We start from the raw sequence: 20,990 nt of genomic DNA, 5'->3' as shown, positions 1-20,990 counted from the left end.
GATATTTTATAATATGCAGGTAAACAAGGCAGTCATCCCCGCAGCGGGGTTTGGAACGCGGTTTCTTCCCGTGACCAAAGCCCAACCGAAGGAAATGATGCCCGTCCTTGACAAGCCCACGATTCAGTATGTCGTTGAGGAGGCGGTCAGCTCGGGTATCGATGACGTGTTGATCATTACCGGCCGGGGGAAGCAGGCGATTGAAGCACACTTCGACAAGTCGTACGAACTCGAAGAGGAACTAAAAAACGCTGGCAAGACTGACCGTCTTGACCGAGTCCGAGAAATCGCCGACCTCGTTGACATCCACTACGTTCGTCAAAAGGAACGGAACGGCCTCGGAGACGCAGTTCTGTACGCCCGAAAGCACGTCGGGGACGAACCGTTCGCGTTACTGCTCGGAGACACCATCATCGAGAGCGAGATGCCGTGTACCAGAGAGCTCGTTCAGTACGCCGAAGAGTACGAAGAGTCGGTCCTCTCGCTCGAACGGGTTCCGTGGGAACGCGTCGAGTCGTACGGTGTCGCGGAGGTGGGAGGAGATGTCGACTCGGAGCCGTGTTTCCCGGTTGAAGATTTCGTCGAGAAACCACCACGAGAGGAGGCACCATCGAATCTCGCAATCACAGGTCGATACGTCCTCACACCAGAGATATTTGATCTGCTCGAGGAGACGGAGAAAGGGGTCGGAGGCGAGCTGCAGCTGACCGACGCGATTCGTGCGCTCAGTTCAGTCCGAGGCGTGGAATTGTCTGGTGATCGTTTCGATATCGGGAATATCCCGGATTGGCTCAAGGCGAACATCGAGATGGCACTTACGCACGACGATGGCGAGATGAACGAAGCGGTGCGACAGATTATTCAGGAACAACTCAATGAGTAGAATTCTGGTCACTGGTGGGTCGGGGTTCCTTGGCTCGCACCTCTGTGAGTCGCTGCTTGAGGACGGTCACGAGGTGATCGCGATGGACAACAATGTCAGCGGTCAGACGGAGAACATCGAGGACTTCGTCTATCACGATCGGTTCTCCTTCTTCGAACACGACGTAACCGAATTCATCCACGTCTCCGGTGATTTGGACTGGGTGATGCATCTCGCGAGCCTTGCATCGCCGATGTTCTACAGCGGCCACCCGATCAAGACGCTTAAAGTCGGGGCGCTCGGGACCCACAAGACTCTGGGTGTCGCGAAGAACAAGGGCGCAGGCTACTTCTTTTCGTCGACGAGCGAAGTGTACGGTGACCCCGAAGTCAATCCACAACCGGAAAGCTACCGTGGGAACGTCGACTCATACGGCCCACGTTCGTGTTACGATGAATCGAAACGTTATGGAGAGTCGATGGTTCGTTCGTACCGTGACCAACACGACATCAACGTGCGTGTGGCAAGAATCTTCAACACGTACGGTCCCCGGATGCGACTCGATGATGGACGGGTGATTCCGACGTTCATCCGACAGGCGCTCCGTGGGAACGAACTGACAGTGTACGGTGATGGCTCACAGACCCGGAGTTTCTGTTACGTCGATGATCTGATTGACGGATTCATTCACCTGCTGAACTCCCCTGTGCAAGAACCGGTGAACCTCGGGAATCCGGACGAACGCTCGATTTTGGAACTGGCAGAGTTGGTTATTGAGTTGACCGACAGTAGTAGTGATATCACTTTCGAGCCGCTGCCGCCGCAGGACCCCCAAGTGAGGCGTCCAGACATCTCGAAGGCGAAGACTGAAATCGGGTGGGAGCCGAAGATCGACCTACGTGAAGGCCTCAAGCGCTCCATCGATCACTTTCGTGAGCAGCTCGAAAGTACCTCCGAGACGGTGTGAGGGCAGTTACGCCCGTGACATCCTCCCCGGCGTGAACAGTAGACGTCGAACCAGATCGAGAGCAGGGAACGTTAGATCCTCTCGACGGTTCAATTGAGACGATTCCGAAACGGAGACGGAGTACCGAGGGATCGCTGCCGAGCGGCGGCGGTCCCGGGCGTAGCCACTCAGCCGGGGCGCTCTGACCGGTTGTCCCGGTCGGTGTGGCTCAGCCACTAGTCGTGGTCCGTTGAAAGGACGAACGTTCGGAAGATTCGCATCGAAAGTAGCGGCTTCTTCGGAACCGTTCCATGCGGGGGGAGAACGTCCGCTAACAGCCACAGATTGTACAGCGAGGCCGCGACCGAGTAGTAGAACTATCGGACCGAGAAAGTCGACGCCGACGTTCTCGGTGAGAAATTAACGATCTTCCGATATTACCTCTCGACGCCCCGGCGGCGGAACACCGCCGCGTCCGCTCTGGCCGTCTCGCGCTCTACGTCAAGGTCTGTGACGAACCAGACGTGTTCGTCTTCGTTCGTTCGATGAGGTCCGGCGAAGACATTGACGTCAGTCGACGCCGTCGGTGGCCGCTTTCGCTGCATCTGATAGGCGTCGACGACCGTCTTAGCGCCGGCGCTGAGACGGTCTTTCATCCCGGTCGTATGTCGCGCACGGCCAGTGGACATATACGCTGTCGATCGTTTCGCCGCTGAGTCGCTCCCGGTCCTCGTGGACGTTCCGACGGAGTTCGTCGGCCCCGACTCGTTCGGAGCCGACGTTCGTGGCGAGTCAGGCGTCCTCGCGCGAGACGGCTGCCTGTTCGGTGCCCGTCCCGACTGCCCCTCTCGTTCTCCGACGGCTGTGCGGTGTCGGCGTATCGACACCCCATCTCGAGCGCTATCCTGACGCTTCGTGCGCACACGGTACCGGCGAGGGCCGAGTCCCGAGACCGAGCGGCGGGACGAGCGCGTCCGGGCCGGGTCGTCCGTCAGCCTCACTTGATGGTCCAGCCGCCGTCGACGACGAGGTTGTGTCCAGTCACGTACTCGGCGGCGTCACTGACGAGATAGACGACGGCACCCGCGATGTCCTCGGGGTCTGCCATCCGGCCGAGCGGGGTGTTCGCCTCGTACCGCTCGACGAACGCGGGGTCCTGGTCGTCGAACACGCCACCGGGGCTGACGGCGTTGACGCGGATCCCCCGGTCGCCGTATTCGGAAGCGAGATACCGGGTGAGGTTGAGAATCCCTCCTTTGCTCGCGGAGTAGTGAGCGGGAGTCGGCGGCGTCTCTCCACTCTCGTAGATGGAGAAGTCGGGGGCCTGTACCCCGTACGTCGACCCGAAGTTGACCAGCGACCCGCGGTCCTGTCCGCAGGTGTCCATCGTCTCGAGCGCGCCACGACAGAGGGTCGCGTAGCTGTTGAGGCCGTTGTCGACCTGTTCGGCCCACTCCTCGATGGACCGATCCTGGAATCGTCGCCCGTAGTTCTCGTCGGGCGGATACGCCATGTTCACCTGCGCGTCAAGTCGGCCGTACGTGTCGACGACGTGGTCGAAGAGCGCCTCGACCGCCGTCGCGTCCGTAACGTCACACCGGACGAACTCGCCGTCGACCGCGTCGGCGACAGCCTCGCCCGCGTCGCGGTCGACGTCCGCGACGACGACTCGGGCTCCGTGGTCCGCGAGTCCGTGACAGACGGCCGGGCCGATGAGCCCGGCACCGCCGGCGACGACGACGACGCGCTCCGAGAGATCGAACGAATCCAGCATGGACGCACATCCAACCGGGCCGTGAAAACTCGCCCGATCCGGGTTCCGAGCATGCAACCAACCGCCCGCGAGTAGGGCCGTGGAGTGGCAACCACCCAGCGAGACACCAAGATACTATTCATATCGACCTGGTCGGGTTCGGTCAATGTTCCGCCGATCCGATCTCAAATCAATCGAGTCCGGTAATTATACATACCTGTTACTATTGTGGTGAGATGTGAACCTTTGGGAAGCCCGTGACATTCGGAAAAACGCTTCTGAAGCCTACACGATCGGTATTATTGGTGCTGGATGGATTTCGACAGCGTACCACCTCCCTATTCTCCACAACACTGAGGGCGTGCACGTTTCTTACGTCGCAGACATCGATTACGATCAGGCGCGAAATGCGAGCAGGGGATACGATGCTGAACCGATCGAGATAGGTGATAGTCTCAAACGTCTTCCGGACTGTGACGTCGTTGTCCTTGCGATCCCACTCGGTGCTCGCGAGCAGTACGTCGCCGAGTTCGCAGACCGCGGCACCGCTATCTTCTCTGAAAAACCGTTCGCCGTCGACGAACAGATGCACCGCCAGTTCCTCGACACTGCCGAACTGATCGGCTGCAACTACATGCGGACACACTACAACGCCACTGTTCAGCTGAGACGCGCGCTGGAAGCTGGTCTGTTCGGCGTTCCCGACCGGATCGAACTGATCGAGGAGGGGAAAACCGGTGCGACTGGCTTCGGCAAGACTCACTTTCAGACGTCGTCGGAGCAAAGCGGGGGCGGTATCCTCTTGGAGCGTGGCTGTCACTCGTTGAGTCAAGTGCTCACCCTCTTTCCCGAATACGATATCTCCGTGACCGACGCTGACATCACATATTATAAACAATTAGACGCGGAAGTTTCCGCACGGCTGGAGATGTCGAACGGCGACACTCTAATCGAAGTCGAGTATCTGATCAGTCGCCTGCGTCCGATCGGATCCACTCTCCGCGTAGACTGTGGCAGCAACGCACTTGTGACCGATCCGTTCGATCCTAGTGACCAGCTGAGGATCGAACCACTCTCCGGGGCTGGACCAACCCTCACGTTCGACATCGAAGACACCGCCGCGACAACCACGCACCAAGCGATGTGGCTCCGGTGGCGTGAATTCCTCTCCGCACTGGGCAACGATAATCTCGACAGCGAAACCGAAACGATGCCGGAGGTTACTCGACTCATCGACGACATCTACGAGGAGGCACAGTAATGGCTGATTCACAGCCGACGGTTGGCATCGTCGGCGCGAACGGACAGGTGGGAACCGAACTGTGTTTCATCCTGCGTGAGAGCAACGTCCGCCCGATTCCAATCGTCAGGAACTCCGTCGGCGCCGCGACGTTCGATCATTATGGGTTCGATGTCCGGATCGCGGACGTTGGAGACCTGACCGACGCTAACGAGGCCCTCTCGGATCTTGATGCGGTGGTAGTCGCGGCCTTTGCCTCCCCGATTTCCCGTGGTAACTTCACCCCACGACAGTCACGCGCGGTGAACGAGCGTCTCGCTCGGAACAGCGTCCGCGCCGCGTCCGACGTGGCGACGGTCATCTACTTCAGTTCCGTTGCTGCGTTCGGCAGAGAACTCGACGTCAGCGAAAACTGGTGGTACGTCAGAGAAAAGCGCAACGTTGAAACCGCGTTCAAAGAGGAGTGCGAACTCCACGATTGCGACGGGTACATTCATCGGATTGGTCTCGTCCTCGGGCAGAATCTCGATCGAACAGAGAGCATCAAGTCACGGTTGGCGTCGTCTGCTCGGATCGACATCGAAGCGAGTGCTACCGCCGCGTCGAACACGGTTCACACTGTCTCGATTGCCGACGCAATCCTCGCGTGTATGGGAACAGACACGTCACCGGGTACATACACTATCGTCAACAAGCCACAATGGACTTGGCGGCAGGTATTCGAACACTACCGGAGTCCCGACACCGACACCGAAATCCAATTCGTCGGTTCTCGAACTGGGACCGATAGCACCATCGCCGGTGAACTCCTCTCAACCGTGACTGGCCACGCTGCTGGCCGGAAGACCGAGATCATGTCGATCGGAGTTTTTCTCCCTGACATGGTCAACCAGTTCGCCTTCAACAAATATATGCAGAAAGAGATTGGTGGGGAAATAAGCAACTACGAAGATAGGTTCCGGTTCCACCGTCGGGAATTCGATTACGCCGAGGTCCCCGGACCAACCGTACCGGGCACCAAGTCGACCGAGACCCGTCTCCAAGAGTGGAACTATCCGCCCGAGATATTCGAGTAACCGTCGATACGAGGCCCCCTCCGACGCGACGGACGCTTCTGCGGGCATGGACCGAATACCACCTATTTCAAGATAGTTCGCGTGGCGGTTCTCTCGCGATCCGCGACGTCAAACGTATGCGAGGTGGCCGGTACGGTGTGCTCGGTGGACAGAGAAAGGAGTCAACCGTAGCGTGAAGGAAGACGCGGTTGAGCGGTCTGTTAGGTGTCCCGGGAAGCTCGGCTGCATGGTTGAGAAGGCGTGCCAGCAGCAAGTATTTTCGCGTAAGGACACGCCGACGGACCGGCGTGTCCTCGTGGCGTTTCTGTACCATGCTGGCCTCTCGGATCGGGGAACCGAACCGTTCGTTGATCGATCGTACTCGACGGCGACCAGCACCACATCTGGGCGGCAGTCGACTGTGAGACGCTATCGGTCCTCGCCGTCGACATCTCGCCCGGTCGATCGAGCCTCGACGTCTAGTTCGGTTTGTCCATGTACCGACCCAGGCGCTTCTGGCACCGAGTTCTCCATCGAAGCACTGTTGGCCCAACCAGGTCGTGGCTCAGGGTTTCGCCGCTCTCCACAATGCATCGCTCTAAACTCGACACCCCTCATCGATACTACACTGGACACGGGGTCTTCAACACAATACACGGCGTACGAACTCGGTTATTCGGCAATGAGCGCCAACAAGAACGAAGTGAACACTAACTGAATCCCAAGCACCATCATCGTCATAGCAAAGATGTTGCTCTTGGACACGGCGATTGGTCCGAACCCGCTCGAAGCCCACTGAAAGGCGACAAACGAGACGTAGATGGTACCTAGTAGAAACATGATAACGCCGACTGCGACGCCGTACTCCACATTGACACGATCGGCGAGTAGTTTCGTCACCGGATCGTTTGCCTCTCGAACAGGATTCCCCACTACTGTCGCGACAGCACCGAAACATGTAACCTGCGCCCCGACGACTACGGAAAGCCCGCCGGCGACCATCGAATAGACTCCCAACTGTGCTCCACCAATATTCGCGTTGATGAGAGCCAGCAACATCACCACCAGGCCGGCGAGTGTCAGGCTTATTCCCGGCCCGGAGAACAGGTAGCCCGGTGCGTTGACGAGCATGAACTTCACGTGGCGCCAGCCGTCGGGGAAGCTCTCGAGGTTCGCCTCGCCCTTCCGCGGATGATACGTGATGGGGAGCTCCTTGATGACCAAATCTTTCGCCCCCGCTCGCATGATCATCTCCGAGGCGAACTCCATCCCGGGCGAACTCGGGTCCATGATCTCATACGCCTCCTTCGTGAACACCCGCATCCCCGAGTGGGCGTCCGACACCCCCGCCCCGTAGAAGACGTTGAGAAACTTCGTGAGCAGTGGATTACCGATGTACTGGTGAAGCCACGGCATCGAACCGTCGAGAATCTCACCACCGAGCCGCGATCCCATCGCCATGTCGGCCTCGCCGGAGTCGACCAGTTCGAACAGTTTGGGGAGTTCCTCGAAGTCGTACGTCGCGTCGGCGTCGCCCATGGCGATGACGTCACCGCGAACGCGATCGAAGGCGTACAGATACGCGTAGCCGTACCCTTTCCCGTCAGGCGTGACGACGATCGCACCCATCTCGCGGGCGATCTCGGGCGTCCTGTCGGTCGACGAGTCCGAGACGACGATCTCGCCGTACACCTGCAGGTTCTCGAGCGCGTTCTTGATGCGCTCAATACACTCGGCGATGCCCTCCTCCTCGTTGAGCGTCGGCATCACCACGGAGAGCGTCGGCTGTTGCTCGCTCTCTGCACCGAGCAGAAGCTCGTCCCCCGAGAGGGGTGGTGATTCCTGAAGGCGCTCGTCCACTGCGTTCACAGATACCTCCTCGTTCTCGACTTGGCCGTTTGTCTGTTCCGGTGTCGGTGGAGCGGTGGCTGGCTTCTGTTTCTCCTCCGCCAGATCGTTATTCTGATTAGACATGGTTAGGGCAACTCATCGCAGTGTAGAGACAGGCGGCAGGAGACCACAGTCGCCTGGTTTCACCGATCGCGTTGGGTTTAATCCCCGAGCCGGTGATCGCAAATCCAGTAGAGTGGGGGTCGACCAACAGCGGTTCCGGGCCGTTACTCAAGCAGCCTCCGGTCCCCCGCCGATATTGATACGGATTATAAATCATGTTGAAAGACAGTCGTTCTGTGTGATAACAATAAAAACACAGCGTTGCGACATAAGGGTATTGAAATGGGACAGAGTAATTGAAAGTTGAGTGTCTCTGTATGCCAAAATAGGTGGGGTTGACAAACAACAAACTTGATGTCGTGTCAGACGCTAATTTTACTGTTAGAATTGGTAGTGTAGGGGGTACCAGAGGGACGCGGAGAGGTGGGGCGACAGTAGTCAATATGCGTGGCTCTCTGGAACACGTCCGCCGAATCGACTTCACTCGTAGCCGAACGACTCGGAATTAATAGATGCGGCGAGAGTACCGACATCACCTCCACTTCGGCGACGGACTCTCCGTTTCGGTACGCGGTCCACCCGCTCCAAAGTCGTCGACAGCACCGAGAGCCCTTGAGGGTAGGGTTGGTGAAGGGCCACGCGTTGATGGCTCTCTCGGTATCGATGTGTGCCGTCTTGGTCTCTACAGAGAGGGATCGCCGCACCCCCCGCGCTCGTCTGTCGGACGGTGCTGCCGCGCGATGAGTGGCCGCTGATCCCCGGTCGCGTGGACTACTGTGTGCGTTCACCACGCTGTCGACTCTCGACCGACCGGCGGCGGTCTGATACCGAGGCGCATCCGAACGGCTTGATAAAAAGGGGATCGACCAAGATTCCCATTGCGGTCAGAGCACCGTGCCCCCGTATATCGTATCACCGTACCCACCGATTCCGTACACGAAAAACGAGGCCAGTGCTTGCGTAATGACACCCGCAGTCAGCAGTGTGAAGACGAGGAAGAGGAACTCGTTTCGACTGAGGAGGACACGGGGTGGTTCGTCCATTATGACGGCACGTGACCGGGGTAGTGGTATACGTTCATAAGGAATGATGATTCTTGTGTATTTCGGGTCGCGTGACGGCGGTGTTTAGTCGAAGACGAAGAGTGAGGCAGGTGTACGTTCTACTGGTTCATGGCGGAAATCACACGCCTCAGTACGTGTAGCAACTGGATTGACTTGGCACTTGTGGAGCGAGAGCGGACACCACTGCAGCTAATGAAGCTCGGTATTCGACTCCATTTCGCTCGATTGTCGCTCTCCAATACAGTCCATAGAGCTGTTCTGTGCCAAGCGTAGTCGGAGCGCTGTTCACGATTGGGGGTAGAAGGCAGGTCTACAGCCAGTCGACGGTGAACGCCCGAATCACGTCGCGCTTGACGAGATGGAGATCCGAGTAAATAACGAACGATACTGGCTGTATGGGGCAGTCGGTCCCGGCGCAAACAGATTCCTGCACTTCTGGCTCTTTTCCCCTATACGACCGAACTGACTGGACTATTCTCGCGGTGGCCTCGTGAAAAACACGACATCTCCGACGCCGTGTTTCTCGTCGAAGGTGGAATACACCGTCAGACACCACTCAGTCGATCAGGGCTCTGATTTCGATATGAACGCCATGGAAATCGGAACACTGTCGAACGTATCTTCTATAAGATAAAATCGAACCTCCTCATCTCACATACGTTCAGTCACATCGATCCGGAAACATCTGAAACACGACTTCGGACCTTCGCTGTCTGGCACAACTCGCTTGACTAAACACGATGAGCACGACTGCCCGCATGTCGAGTGTAACTCCCCCTGCGAGCGCATCCTGTCCGGCCAGACGGTCGGCGACTGTGCATAGTTTGAATGTTTTTTGTTCCACATTAATGTCGTTGCGGTCGAACGTGGAATCGCGTTCTCGTGGGCACGGTGACGGCCATCACAGGCGGTGTGGGGCCCATCGGTACGGCCGTCCCGGATAGGCTTGATAACCTCGGTGCAACACGTCACGGGACAGAGTCTCGTTGTCGACGGCGGATAGACTGTTTCCGAAGAGCCCAACGGTTAACTCCCCACATGGGGTTCGCTCAAGACAGCATATGATCTGTGACGAACGCGTTGTCGCAGCGGTTCCCGCCCGCGGCGGAAGCACGACCGTACCCCGGAAGAACGTCCGAACCCTCGGCGGAAAGCCGCTGGTAGTGTGGCCGATAGATGTCGCACACGACTCCTCTCACATCGACCGAACCATTGTGACGACCGACGATGAAGAGATCGCGTCGACTGCGGAGCAGAACGGCGCTGAAGTGGTCGAACGACCGCCCGAACTGGCGACGGACGACGCGCTGGTAATCGACGCCCTTCGACACCTGACCGAGACGTTACGAGCGGATGGGGAGACAGCGACATACCTCGTCATGCTCGAACCGACCTGCCCGTTCCGAACGGTCGATGACGTGAACGCTTGTCTCGATCTGCTGACGGACGACGACCGAACCCACGACTCTGTCGCGACGTTCACCGAAGCGGAACTGAGTCCCCACCGCTACTGGGACATCGACGACGGCGTCCCGTCTCCGTACCACGAGGATGCTGATCCGTGGCTCCCGCGGCAGCAACAGCCGACGGGGTACGAACTGACGGGGGCGGTGTACGCGTTCGAGATCGACGCGCTTCCTGACGAAGGAACCTCACTGCTCTTCGACGACCCCGGTGCCGTCCTCATGCCTCGCGAGCGCGCCGTCGACATCGACACGGAACTCGATTTCAGGTTCGCCGAACTCCTTCTCGAAGAGGGGATCTACGAGCGAAAGAACGACTTTGACACGGGAAGTACAGCCTCTCGTGACTGAGACTATTTGGGACCTGTTCGACCTCGAAGGACGAGTAGCGGTCGTCACGGGCGGCTACGGCCAGCTCGGCTCGCAGATGTGTGACGCGCTCGCAGAGGCGGGGGCGAACGTCGTCGTGGCGGCGCGAACCTACGAGAAGTGCGCCGAGAAAGCGGACGCGCTGTCGGTCGAACACAACGAAGCCATGGCAGTCGAGGTCGACGTGACGGATGAGGGGTCCGTCGAACGGATGGTCGAGGAAGTGGTCGACGCCTTCGGCGGGATCGACATCCTCGTCAACAACGCGTACGACGCCCGCGGCTACGGCGTCGACTTCGAGGAGCTGACCGTCGAGGAGTGGGAGCGGACGCTCGAGGGATGTGTCACCCAGGCGTTCCTCTGTGCACAGAACGCCCTCCCGCACCTCCGCGAGAGTGACTATGGAAGTATCGTTAACATCGGGAGCATCTACGGCGTGGTCGCGCCGGACCACCGGATGTACGGTGATGCCGACATCAACAACCCGCCGACGTACGGCGCGGCGAAGGCGGGAGTCATCCAGTTCACCCGCTGGCTCGCCTCCTACGTCGCCGACGAGGGGATCCGGGTGAACTCGGTCAGCCCGGGTGGGTTTTACAGCGAGGAGATGGAGGGTGTCGAGGATTACACGGACGTGTTCGTCCCCGAGTACGAGTTCCGGACCCCGCTCGGCCGCATGGGTGACGAGACGGATATGAAAGGCATCATCGTCTACCTCGCATCGGATGCGAGCAAGTGGATGACTGGACAGAACATCCTCCTCGACGGGGGGTGGACGACGTGGTGACCGACCCGCTTTCACTCGGCCTCATCGGCGTCAGCGAGGGCAACGGCCACCCGTACTCCTTTTCGGCCATCGTCAACGGCTACGACGACGACGGCCTCGCAGCGTCGGGCTGGGACGTCATCCACGACTACGTCCGGGAGAAACACCCCTCGGAGGTCGGGTTCGACAGCGCGCAGTTTACGCACGTGTGGACCCAGGACGACGCCGAGACCGAACGGCTTCGAGCGGCCAGCGGCATCCCGAACGCCCCGGAGGGGTTCACGGAGATGGTCGACGCCGTCGACGCCGTCGTCGTCGCCCGCGACGACCACGAGACGCACGCCGACTTCGCACGGCCGTTCCTCGAGGCGGGCGTCACGACGTTCGTCGACAAACCCCTCTCGCTCGACGTCGACGAACTCGCGTGGATGCGTCCTCATCTCGAATCGGGGCTGCTCATGTCCTGCTCCGGCATGCGCTACGCCCGCGAACTCGACACGCCGCGGGCGAACCTCGCGGACTACGGGGGGCTGAAACTCGTCCGCGGGACGGTCATCAAGGACTGGGACCGCTACAGCGTCCACATGCTCGATGCGATCTTCAACGTCGTCGACGCCGACCCGGTGTCCGTCCGCCCGGCCGACGCCCCACACGAATCGGTCGCGGTCGAGACCGACGACGGGCCGCTCGTCCAGATCGACGCGCTCGGTGACGCGGCGATGACGTTCGACGTCGAGCTGTACGGGAGCGAACAGGTGACCCGCCACCCCATCCGCGACAACTTCCGCGCGTTCCGCCGGCTACTCTGGGAGTTCGTCGGACAAGTGCGTAGCGGCGAGCCGGCGGTTCCGCCCACGGAGACGCTAGAGCGGATGCGGGTCGTCGTCGCGGGACGGCGCGCGCTCGACACGGGTGACCGGGTCGCCATCGATTCGGTCGAGATCTGACACTCGCTCGAAGCGACCGGGGACCGTCATACGGATTACACTGCATACCGAGAGGGATACGCATGGACGTCGTCTTCCTCGGCACGAACAACTACGGCCGGGAGATCTACGACTGGCTCTGTGACCGCGACGGTGTCGACGTGCGGGCGCTCCTGACCGAGGAGTCACAGCTGGACCTCGTTTCGACCATCGACCCCGACGTCGTCGTCGCGGCGGGATTCACCCATATCGTCCCGCCGGACGTCCTCGCCGTCCCCGACGAGGGCTGTCTCAACGTCCACCCCGGTGTTCTCCCCGACACGCGCGGCTTCAACCCGAACGTCTGGAGCATCGTCGACGACCATCCGGCGGGTGCGACGGTACACTACATGGACGAAGGGGTCGACACGGGAGACATCGTCGCGACGCGCGAGGTCGAAACGTCGTTCGCCGACACCGGTAAAGACGTCTACCGCCGCGTCGAGCGGGTGTGCGTGGAACTCTTTCGAGCGGTGTGGCCGGACGTCGAGGCGGGGACGGTCGAGGGGGTGACACAGCCGGCCGAGGGGGACTATCACCGGAAAGCGGAGTTTCTGGACCTCTGTGAACTCGATCCCGACGAGGAGGTTCGCGTCGTCGACCTGCTCGACCGGCTGCGCGCGCTGACGTTCCCCCCGTTCGACAACGCGCGCATCGAGGTCGACGGAGCGGAGTACTACCTCGACCTCTCGATCCGGCCGGCGGACGGATCGAGCGGAGAGGAGACGTACGGCACGCTGTCGTCGTACTGACCGAAGAACACGAACGCTCAAGCGGGTCGACCCACGACCGACTGACGATGTCCGAGATGCACGCCGTCATGTACCACTACGTGCGGCCGAGTCCCGACCGCCCGCCGCACGGCTACTACCATCTCGCACTCGACGACTTCCGACGGCAGCTCGATCACTTCGGGAAGCGGTATGGTTTCGTCGACCGGGAGGCGTTCGTCGGATGGCTCTACGGCGAACGGGGCGTTCCGGACGGCGTCGTGCTCACCTTCGACGACGCGCTCGTCGACCACTACGAGTGGGTTCTGCCCGAGCTCCGGCGTCGCGACCTGTGGGGGCTGTTCTTCGTCCCGACGGGGCCGTTCGTCACGGACCGTCCGCTGCCAGTCCACCGGATTCATTCGCTCGTCGGCGCGGTACCCGCGGACAGTCTCCGCCACGAACTGGAGGCGGTCCTCGACGCGAACCCCGCGGCCCTCGACGGTGCCGACAGCGTCGCCGACGCGTACGGTGAGCAGTCCTCCGGCGCGGCGGTGAGCGAGTTCAAACGCCTCCTCAACTTCGTCGTCTCCCCGGGGGACGTCCAGGCGGTGCTCGACCGCCTCGAACGACGCCTCGACGGCTACGAGTCGCCGTCGGTGGACGACTACTACCTCTCTACCGAAGAAGTCGAGGAGATGGTCGACGCGGGGATGCTCTTCGGCGCTCACTCCGTCACGCATCCGGTCCTCTCGCGGCTCTCACCCGAGGGCCAGCGGGACGAGATCACCTCGTCGGTCGCGTGGGTGGCGGAGCAGGTCGGTCCGCAACCGGTGTCGACGTTCGCGTATCCCTACGGCGGTCGAGAGACGTTCACCGACGCGACGATCGACGCACTCGTCGACGCCGGCTGTGACGCCGCGTTCACGACCGAGTCGGGGGTCATCGCTGGGAAGACGGCGTCCGAGCCGTTCGCGCTCCCGCGCCGCGACTGCAACGAGTTCGACCACGGCGGAGCCACGTTCGACCTGCCGTGACGGCTCGACATCCCGTGTAATGTCGGCCGCCGAACCGAGGAGAAGAAAGCGTTAACACCGCGCTCTGAATGTTCTGTACAACCGACGAATCGAGGCACAGTCGGGGCAAACGGGACAACTGGAACAGATGGCTGACACCGATCACACCGAACTCGTCGACAGATTGAATCTAGACGCAGAACTGCTTGTCGTCGTCGCGCTCGTCGGCGTCACCGTCCTCGTCGACACTGTCGGTCGATGGGCGCTCGCTGCGGTCGGGGGAACGAGTCTACAGCCCCTGGCACTGCTGATCGTTCTCGCAACCGTCGCCGTCGGGGCGACCGCACGATGGGGGCTCGTGGTGGGCCTCCTCGTGGCAGGTCTTGTCCTCGGCGACTGGACCGGTGGAGTAGTACACGCGTTCGCCGCACTCACTGCCGTCGTCGTCTGTCAGCGTGTCTGGGCGACTCGGGAGGGCTACAGATGGCTCGGCAGATACGTGGCGGCCGCGGTGTCCACGACGCTGGCGTTGGCTGCGGCTGCGGCGTGGCTGTCGGAGCTGCTCGGTGTCGCCCCGTTCTCCGTCGCCGTGGTGCCATCGGTGGTGGAGAACCTCGTTCCTGCCCTCCTCGGTGCCCCGGCCGCGTGGATCCTGTCCGATGTCGGCAGAGACCGCGGCTGGCGCGTCGAAACCGAAGCGCTCTCGACGCGGGAGACGGCGCTGATGTTCGGCGTGCTGGCGGTCTGGGTCGGCGGCGGCTACCTCGGGAGCTTCGTCTACCGGGCGGCTGGAACAGTGCCTGTCGCGGTGTTCGGTCAGCGCCTCGGACGCACCGCCGAGTGGGTCATCGTCCTCGGCGGACCACAGGGTCGCTACGCCGTGCTCGTCTTCGGCGTGGCTGCAATGCTGGCGCTCGCCGTCACGCTCCAGTACGACCGATGAGACTTGTCATCCGATCAGCGTGAACGTATCGGTCACACCAACAACCCTTATTCGTGGCTGACCGTAGCGATACGCATGGAGTTGACGAGACGGGATGCGCTGCTCGCGCTCGCTGGGACCGGCATCGTCGCGTCGACAGCCCTCACGACCGGCGAGACGGATGGGGCGCTCACCGACGCCGACATCGAGTCGCTCCTCGACCTCGCGGAGGTTCTCTACCCGTCTGCCGTCGAACCGACGGCTGAGTTCGTCGAGACGTACGTCGTCGGTCGGTACCGTTCGAACGACGAGCGGCTCGCCGGACTGAAGTCGGCCCTCCAGGTGGTCAGACGGACGAGTGTGCGCGAGACGGGCCGCTCACTCGGCGCGCTCGACATCGAAACTAGGGACAAGGTGCTCCGGGCGACGGGCGGCGACCGTGCGTACCCCGACCCCGAGGGAACGACCGCACAGAAGGTTCGCTACCACATCATCAACGACCTCCTCTACGCGCTGTACACGACACCCAAGGGCGGAGAACTCGTCGGCAATCCAAATCCGACGGGCTACCCGGGCGGGGTGGAAGCGTATCAGCAAGGGCCGCGGACGGACACCGACTGAGCGCCGCCCTGGACTATTTCTCAGTGCTACCACGGTGCGTCCGTGACGTGTGCAAACTGGTCGCCGACTTCGAACCCATAGTCCGTGACCAGCGCACCCGCCGGCAGCTCTTTATGATCGACACCCACCCGGGTCAGTTCGACGACGCCTTCCCACGCGCCGACGCCGAGCACGTCGCCATCGCGGTAGCGGAGTTCGCCGGGCGTGACGAAGGCGCGCTCGTCGGTCGGTGGGTTCGCCGCCCACACGGTCACGCGTCGATCCCCAAGGATGCTGAACGCACCCGGGTACGGGTGTGACTGTCCGCGAATCCAGTCGTACACCTCCCGTGGGGACCGGGTCCAGTCGATCCGGCCGTGCTCCGGTCGCCGCCGCGGCCACCACGTCGCCTCGTCGTCGTTCTGCGGCGTCCGGGGCACTTCGCCCGCGGCGAAGCGCGGGTACGCCTCCTGTACGAGCGTTCGCCCCGCGTCGACGACTTTGTCGTAGAGGGAGGCGGCGTCGTCGTCGACCTCGATCGGAATCGGCACCTGTCCCGCGATGTCGCCCGCGTCGGCCGCCTCGACCAGGTGAAACAGCGTGAGCGCCGTCTCGTCGAGTCCCTTGATCAGGCTCCACGCGATCGGTGCCCGTCCCCGCCCGCGCGGGAGCGGTGCCGGATGCATTCCGAGAGCCGCGACCGAGGGAACGTTGAGGATCGACCGGCCGACGAGCCGGGACCAGCCGACGACGAACAGCAGTTGCGGATCGTACCCAGCGATGCGATCGGCCCACTCGTCGGTGTTGAGCGTCTCGACGCGGTGCAGCGGCACGTCGCGGCCGTCGGTGAAGCGGGTGAAATCGGTCTGGTCGGCGATCCGGTCCAGTTCGGGGCGCGTGAGGACGGCGCGTACGTCCGCCCCCAGTCGATCCAGTTCCTCCAGACAGGCCAACCCGAGGTCGTTGTGGCTCACCAAGACCGTTCGCATAGCCGGAGGTCGTCTCTGGGCGGTATAGTGTTATGCCGCGCCGCGCGACCGGGGTGAGTTCGGCGGACGGTTCACGCCGAATATAACGATCGATAAAAATATAAAATTCGGAGAATATCTTGGACAACTGGCTCTTCCCGCGTCAGTACGTCAGTCGCTTCCGGTGGAGTCGGTCGTCGAGGTCGACGTCCGCGAGTCGCGCGACGATACGCGCGCCGGCCCCGCCGTAGTCGTAAGGGTTGTCGCACGACGCGGCTCGCGCGCTGACGGCGTCGTCGGTCAGACAGCGGTCGATCGCCTCCCGGATCCGTCGCTCGTCGTGCGGGACGGAGACGACGTTCTCGGCCCGCTCCCGGCCGGACTGTCGGGGTCCGACGTCGACGACCGGGAGGCCGAACGAGGGTGCCTCGATGATCCCGCTGCTGGAGTTGCCGACCATGACGTCGGCGGCGGCCATCACGCCGAGGAAGTCGCGTCGCGGGAGGCTCCGGACGGTGAGCGCGTGGTCACGGACCGGGTGTGACTCGATCACGTCGATGGCACGCTGGCCACCGGCGTCGGCGTTGGGGTAGACGAGGACCACCTGGAGGTCGTCGACCGCGTCGACCACGTCCAGGGTCGCCCGCATCTGGTCACCCGCCGCTTCGGGCTGCGTCGTCACCGGATGCTGGACGACGAGCGCGAGCGGGCGGTCGGGATCGAGACCGTACTCTTCGCGGACCTCCTCGGGAGGCGTGTACTCGCCCGTCAGGACGGCGTCCAGCCCGGGTGCGCCGACCGTCGTGATCCGCCATGGCTCCTCGCCGAGTCGTTCGACGCGCTCCGCACTCCGTTCGGAGACCGGGAAGTGGAGGTGAGCGAACTTCGTCAGCGCGTGGCGGATGCTGTCGTCGATGATCGCGCCGTCCATCGAATCGCCGCCGTGGACGTGGGCGACAGGGACGTTCATGTGGGCGGCCGCCACCCCGGCCGCGAACGCCTCGTCGCGGTCACCGAGGACGAGGACGACGTCGGGGTCGAGGCGGCCGAACGACTCGGCCAGTCCCGAGAGCCCCAGACCGAGCGACTTCGCCATCGTGAGCCCCGTGTCGCCGTCGACCTGCATGTGGACGCGGTCGTCGACGGCGAAACCGTCGGCCTCGATCTCGTCGACGGTCATCCCGTGTCGCGGCGAGAGGTGCATCCCGGTGACGACGGTGCGGAGTTCGAGGTCGGCGTGGGCCTCGATCTCGCGCATCGACGACGCGAGGAGGCCGTACTCCGCGCGCGTCCCCGTCACGACGGCGACCCGTCGCATCTACGGGGCCTCCCGGCGATCGACGACGAGTTCGAACGCCTCGGCCGCGCCAAACCCAGCTTCGGTCCCACGAGTCCGTGCCCGGGCGCGGAGCGCCTCCGCGGACCGGGGGTGAGGGAACTCGCGCGTCTCGGTCTCGTACGCCGCGAACGCCTCGACCTTCCGGTCGAGGACGTCGCCGACGTCGACGTAGGCGGTGGGGCTGAACCGGGGTGTCGATCCACCGGTCCACTCCGTCGACGAGGGCGTCTCGTACGCGAGGACGCGGTCGACGCCGGAGGTCGGCCGGGTCGCCACCAGCGTCGACTCGTGGACGGCGACGTGGTCGCGGTTGACCTCATTACGGGCGTGGGTGTACACCGTATCGGGGTCGATCCTGTCGACGACCGACTCGACGACGGCGTTGACCTCGACGTGCGGCACGTCGTCGAGCCGCATGTCGGGGAGGTCGCCGAAGTGGACCTCCGCGACGCCGAGCGTGTCGGCACAGCGTCGTGCCTCCTTGCGCTTCGTCTCGGCGAGCGACTCGTCGTCGTACTGTGCGGTCGTTCCCTCCGTGACGATCAGGACGTGCACTTCGTCGCCCACATCGGCGTGTCGCGCGAGCGTCCCACCGGGACCGAGCACCTCGTCGTCGGGGTGGGCGCCGACCGCGAGGACGGTCTCGTCGCTCATTCGTCCTCCGTCGCGACGGCGTCGGCCGTGACCGGTTCTCCCGCGTCGAGGTCGGTCGCGGCGCGCTCGCCGAGCACCCGATCGAGGTCGGCCGGCGGCAACCCGTCCGCCGGTCGCACCACCGAGACGTTCGACTCGGTGAATCGCTCGCCTTCCCGCACGGCGGTCGTGACGTGGAGGCTCTTGCGGATCACGTCGCGGTTCGACAGCTCGGTCGCCGTCGGCGCTTTCTCGGCGCTTCCGAGCGCCGTCGTCGCGTCGCGGACGAGCGAGACGGACCGGTCGAGTTCGTCGGGTTCGAGCGACGCCGCGTGGTCCGGTCCGGGGAGCGTCCGGTCGAGGGTGAAGTGTTTCTCGACGAGCCGCGCACCGGCCGCGACCGCGAACGCGGGCGTCTCGACCGCCGTGGTGTGGTCGGAGTACCCCACTGGCACGTCGAACGCCTCGTCCATCGTCCGGATGGCGCGGAGGTTCGCCTCCGCGAGCGGCGCCGGGTACGCGGACGTACAGTGAAACAGCGCGACCGGCGGTGCGCCGGCGTCGCGGATGGCGTCGAGCGCCGTCTCGATCTCCGCCAGCGTCCCCATCCCCGTGCTCACGAGCATCGGTCGGCCGAATCCGGCGACGTGCCGCAAGAGCGGGAGGTTGTCGAGTTCTCCGGATCCGATCTTGATCGCCGGCCGGTCGAGTTCGTCGAGCAGATCGGCGCTCTCCGTGTCGAACGGTGTCGAGAGGAACTGAATCCCGCGCTCCTCGCAGTGGTCGATGAGCCGCCGGTGTGCCGACACGGGCAGTTCGAGCCGCCGGAGCATCTCGTACTGGGAGTCGGCGTCGTCCGTCTCCTCCTGGTACGCCGCCTTCGGGGCGTCCGGCGCGACGAGCCGGTCCGCGTCGAACGTCTGAAACTTGACCGCGTCCGCCCCCGCGTCGGCCGCCACGTCGACGAGTCGCCGGGCCTGATCGAGGTCGCCGTCGTGGTTGACCCCCGCCTCGGCGATGAAGTACGCACCGTCGGCCGGTAGCAGTCCGGAGAAGTCGTCTCCCCCGCCGACGGCGTCGACGTTCTCGGTCATATGCACAGTACGGTCGCTCCCTCAGTTAGTCGTTCCGACAGTCCGCACCGGCGTCCGGAGCGCACCGCGACCCGCGGTGTGGGATGGAGTCGGTCACCGCTGGCCGGCGAGCGCGGCGTCGACAGTCCGTACAACGTGGTCGACGGCGGCCTCCGAGAGGTTCGGATGCATCGGGAGCGACAGCACGCGTGCGGAGAGGTCCTCCGTCACGGGAAGTGTCCCGGGTTCGCAGCTGTGTTCCTGCCGGTAGTACGTCGACAGGTGGACCGGGTCGAAGTAGACTTTCGAGGCGACGTCGTGGGCCGACAGATGCGCCGCGACGGCGTCGCGGTCCACCCACGGCTCGAAGCGAACGGTGTAGAGTTGGTAGACGTGGCGCTCGTCGCCGGCGGCGTCAGCGGGTGGCGCCACGCCATCGACGGTGGAGAGTCGCTCCGTGTAGCGGTGGGCGACCGACCGTCGCCGGTCGATGAGCGTCTCGATACGGTCGAGTTGGCCGACGCCGATGGCGGCAACGACGTCCGGCATCCGGTAGTTCGAGCCGAGTGTCGTGTACTCGCCGCCGCCCGTCGACGAAAAGTAGTCGCCGGAGACGCGACCGTGCGAGCGGAGCAACTGAACGCGCTCGGTGACGTCATCGTCGTCGGTGACGACGGCACCACCCTCCCCCGTGGCGACGATCTTATTCTGACAGAAGCTCAACATCCCCACGTCACCGACCGTCCCAACGTACTCCCCGCCAGCGCGCGCGCCCTGCGCTTCGGCGGCGTCCTCGACGAGCGTCAGTCCGTGCCGATCGGCAATGGCGGTTAGGTCGTGAATCCGACAGGCGCGGCCGGCGTAGTGGACCGGGAGTATCGCGGCCGTGTCGTCGGTTACGGCTGCCTCAACCGAGTCGGGATCGAGTCCGTAGCGTTCGGGTTCGATGTCGGCGAACACCGGCTTCGCGCCCACCGAGACGACGGCGTTAGCCGTCGAGATGAACGTGAACGAGGGGACGACGACTTCGTCGCCCGGACCGACGCCGCACGCTTCGAGCGCGGCGACGAGGGCGGTCGTCCCGGAGTTGCAGACGACGGCGTGGTCGACGCCGAGCGACTTCTCCAGACTGCGCTCGAACTCGTCGACGTACGGCCCGTTCGCCCAGTAGCTCCCCCGGGTGATCGAGTCGATGGCGTTCCGAATCTCTGCACGATCCCAGTCGATCTCGAACAGCGGGAGAGAATCGCGACGATCGTCGGTCGACTCCTCGTCCTTGTCGCTCATCGAAGA

The 20,990-nt window shown here is 63.0% G+C and carries 20 protein-coding genes and 1 pseudogene; 12 read left to right on the top strand and 9 right to left on the bottom strand.

The window, feature by feature from the left end; all coding sequences use genetic code 11:
* Positions 1 to 13 precede the first annotated feature (13 nt).
* Both galU and FZP69_RS17525 read left to right on the top strand, forming a co-directional pair.
* Entirely contained in the window at positions 14 to 883 is an 870-nt protein-coding gene (gene galU / locus FZP69_RS17530) for a UTP--glucose-1-phosphate uridylyltransferase GalU (RefSeq protein WP_152042661.1), read from the top strand.
* Positions 876 to 1,829: a UDP-glucuronic acid decarboxylase family protein gene (locus tag FZP69_RS17525; protein WP_152042660.1), complete on the top strand. Its 954-nt coding sequence runs from the start codon at positions 876 to 878 to the stop codon at positions 1,827 to 1,829. Before galU ends, FZP69_RS17525 begins: the two co-directional genes overlap by 8 nt.
* A gap of 416 nt (positions 1,830 to 2,245) precedes the next feature.
* Here FZP69_RS17525 and FZP69_RS17520 read toward each other — a convergent pair whose 3' ends face one another.
* Together FZP69_RS17520 and FZP69_RS17515 are read right to left on the bottom strand one after the other, a co-directional pair.
* Positions 2,246 to 2,464 carry a hypothetical protein gene (locus FZP69_RS17520; protein WP_152042659.1) on the bottom strand — a complete coding sequence of 73 codons (219 nt, stop codon included), beginning with the start codon at positions 2,462 to 2,464 and terminating at the stop codon, positions 2,246 to 2,248.
* Positions 2,465 to 2,805: 341 nt separating this feature from the next.
* Positions 2,806 to 3,582 carry an SDR family oxidoreductase gene (locus FZP69_RS17515; RefSeq protein ID WP_152042658.1) on the bottom strand — a complete coding sequence of 259 codons (777 nt, stop codon included), beginning with the start codon at positions 3,580 to 3,582 and terminating at the stop codon, positions 2,806 to 2,808.
* 217 nt (positions 3,583 to 3,799) lie between these two features.
* Here FZP69_RS17515 and FZP69_RS17510 point away from each other — a divergent pair, with 217 nt between their 5' ends.
* A complete protein-coding gene (locus FZP69_RS17510; RefSeq protein ID WP_152042657.1) occupies positions 3,800 to 4,822 on the top strand; it encodes a Gfo/Idh/MocA family protein in 1,023 nt (340 codons plus the stop codon).
* A complete protein-coding gene (locus FZP69_RS17505) occupies positions 4,822 to 5,877 on the top strand; it encodes an NAD-dependent epimerase/dehydratase family protein (RefSeq protein WP_152042656.1) in 1,056 nt (351 codons plus the stop codon). Before FZP69_RS17510 ends, FZP69_RS17505 begins: the two co-directional genes overlap by 1 nt.
* Positions 5,878 to 6,528: 651 nt before the next feature.
* Here the strand turns inward: FZP69_RS17505 and FZP69_RS17500 are convergent.
* Both FZP69_RS17500 and FZP69_RS22710 read right to left on the bottom strand, forming a co-directional pair.
* Positions 6,529 to 7,830, bottom strand: coding sequence for a glycosyltransferase family 2 protein (locus FZP69_RS17500; RefSeq protein WP_275689373.1), 1,302 nt, complete (start codon positions 7,828 to 7,830; stop codon positions 6,529 to 6,531).
* Between the two features lie 863 nt (positions 7,831 to 8,693).
* Complete coding sequence (locus FZP69_RS22710) at positions 8,694 to 8,852, bottom strand: hypothetical protein (protein ID WP_192918633.1); 159 nt, start codon at positions 8,850 to 8,852, stop codon at positions 8,694 to 8,696.
* 129 nt (positions 8,853 to 8,981) lie between these two features.
* Here FZP69_RS22710 and FZP69_RS17495 point away from each other — a divergent pair.
* The 8 genes and pseudogenes from FZP69_RS17495 to FZP69_RS17460 all read left to right on the top strand — a co-directional run bounded on the left by FZP69_RS17495 (position 8,982) and on the right by FZP69_RS17460 (position 15,705).
* A pseudogene (locus tag FZP69_RS17495) lies at positions 8,982 to 9,608 on the top strand (IS6 family transposase).
* Between the two features lie 251 nt (positions 9,609 to 9,859).
* Positions 9,860 to 10,687 (top strand): acylneuraminate cytidylyltransferase family protein, encoded by an 828-nt coding sequence (locus FZP69_RS17490; protein WP_204960056.1) that lies wholly within the window; start codon positions 9,860 to 9,862, stop codon positions 10,685 to 10,687.
* A complete protein-coding gene (locus tag FZP69_RS17485) occupies positions 10,680 to 11,492 on the top strand; it encodes an SDR family oxidoreductase (protein WP_152042655.1) in 813 nt (270 codons plus the stop codon). The genes FZP69_RS17490 and FZP69_RS17485 overlap by 8 nt, the downstream gene beginning before the upstream one ends.
* On the top strand, positions 11,489 to 12,418 hold the full coding sequence (locus FZP69_RS17480) for a Gfo/Idh/MocA family oxidoreductase (RefSeq protein WP_152042654.1): 930 nt from the start codon (positions 11,489 to 11,491) through the stop codon (positions 12,416 to 12,418). Before FZP69_RS17485 ends, FZP69_RS17480 begins: the two co-directional genes overlap by 4 nt.
* 62 nt (positions 12,419 to 12,480) lie before the next feature.
* Positions 12,481 to 13,188, top strand: coding sequence for a formyltransferase family protein (locus FZP69_RS17475; RefSeq protein ID WP_152042653.1), 708 nt, complete (start codon positions 12,481 to 12,483; stop codon positions 13,186 to 13,188).
* 47 nt (positions 13,189 to 13,235) lie between these two features.
* Positions 13,236 to 14,183 (top strand): polysaccharide deacetylase family protein, encoded by a 948-nt coding sequence (locus FZP69_RS17470; protein ID WP_152042652.1) that lies wholly within the window; start codon positions 13,236 to 13,238, stop codon positions 14,181 to 14,183.
* A 127-nt stretch (positions 14,184 to 14,310) separates the two neighbouring features.
* On the top strand, positions 14,311 to 15,105 hold the full coding sequence (locus tag FZP69_RS17465; protein WP_152042651.1) for a hypothetical protein: 795 nt from the start codon (positions 14,311 to 14,313) through the stop codon (positions 15,103 to 15,105).
* A 75-nt stretch (positions 15,106 to 15,180) separates the two neighbouring features.
* The gene (locus tag FZP69_RS17460; RefSeq protein WP_152042650.1) at positions 15,181 to 15,705 is read left to right on the top strand and encodes a gluconate 2-dehydrogenase subunit 3 family protein; all 525 of its coding nucleotides are present in this window, start codon (positions 15,181 to 15,183) and stop codon (positions 15,703 to 15,705) included.
* Between the two features lie 26 nt (positions 15,706 to 15,731).
* On the opposite strand, the gene FZP69_RS17455 is transcribed toward FZP69_RS17460, so the two are convergent.
* The 5 genes from FZP69_RS17455 to FZP69_RS17435 all read right to left on the bottom strand — a co-directional run bounded on the left by FZP69_RS17455 (position 15,732) and on the right by FZP69_RS17435 (position 20,984).
* A complete protein-coding gene (locus FZP69_RS17455) occupies positions 15,732 to 16,673 on the bottom strand; it encodes a methionyl-tRNA formyltransferase (protein ID WP_152042649.1) in 942 nt (313 codons plus the stop codon).
* A 142-nt stretch (positions 16,674 to 16,815) separates the two neighbouring features.
* Positions 16,816 to 17,970 (bottom strand): UDP-N-acetylglucosamine 2-epimerase, encoded by a 1,155-nt coding sequence (neuC, locus tag FZP69_RS17450; RefSeq protein WP_152042648.1) that lies wholly within the window; start codon positions 17,968 to 17,970, stop codon positions 16,816 to 16,818.
* On the bottom strand, positions 17,971 to 18,645 hold the full coding sequence (locus FZP69_RS17445; RefSeq protein WP_152042647.1) for a PIG-L deacetylase family protein: 675 nt from the start codon (positions 18,643 to 18,645) through the stop codon (positions 17,971 to 17,973).
* A complete protein-coding gene (gene neuB / locus FZP69_RS17440; protein WP_152042646.1) occupies positions 18,642 to 19,718 on the bottom strand; it encodes an N-acetylneuraminate synthase in 1,077 nt (358 codons plus the stop codon). The genes FZP69_RS17445 and neuB overlap by 4 nt, the downstream gene beginning before the upstream one ends.
* Positions 19,719 to 19,811: 93 nt before the next feature.
* Positions 19,812 to 20,984 (bottom strand): DegT/DnrJ/EryC1/StrS family aminotransferase, encoded by a 1,173-nt coding sequence (locus tag FZP69_RS17435; protein WP_152042645.1) that lies wholly within the window; start codon positions 20,982 to 20,984, stop codon positions 19,812 to 19,814.
* Positions 20,985 to 20,990: the final 6 nt, after the last annotated feature.

The organism is Salinigranum salinum, assembly GCF_009176545.1.
Lineage (GTDB): Archaea > Halobacteriota > Halobacteria > Halobacteriales > Haloferacaceae > Salinigranum > Salinigranum salinum.
This window is presented reverse-complemented; position numbering and strand designations above follow the sequence as displayed.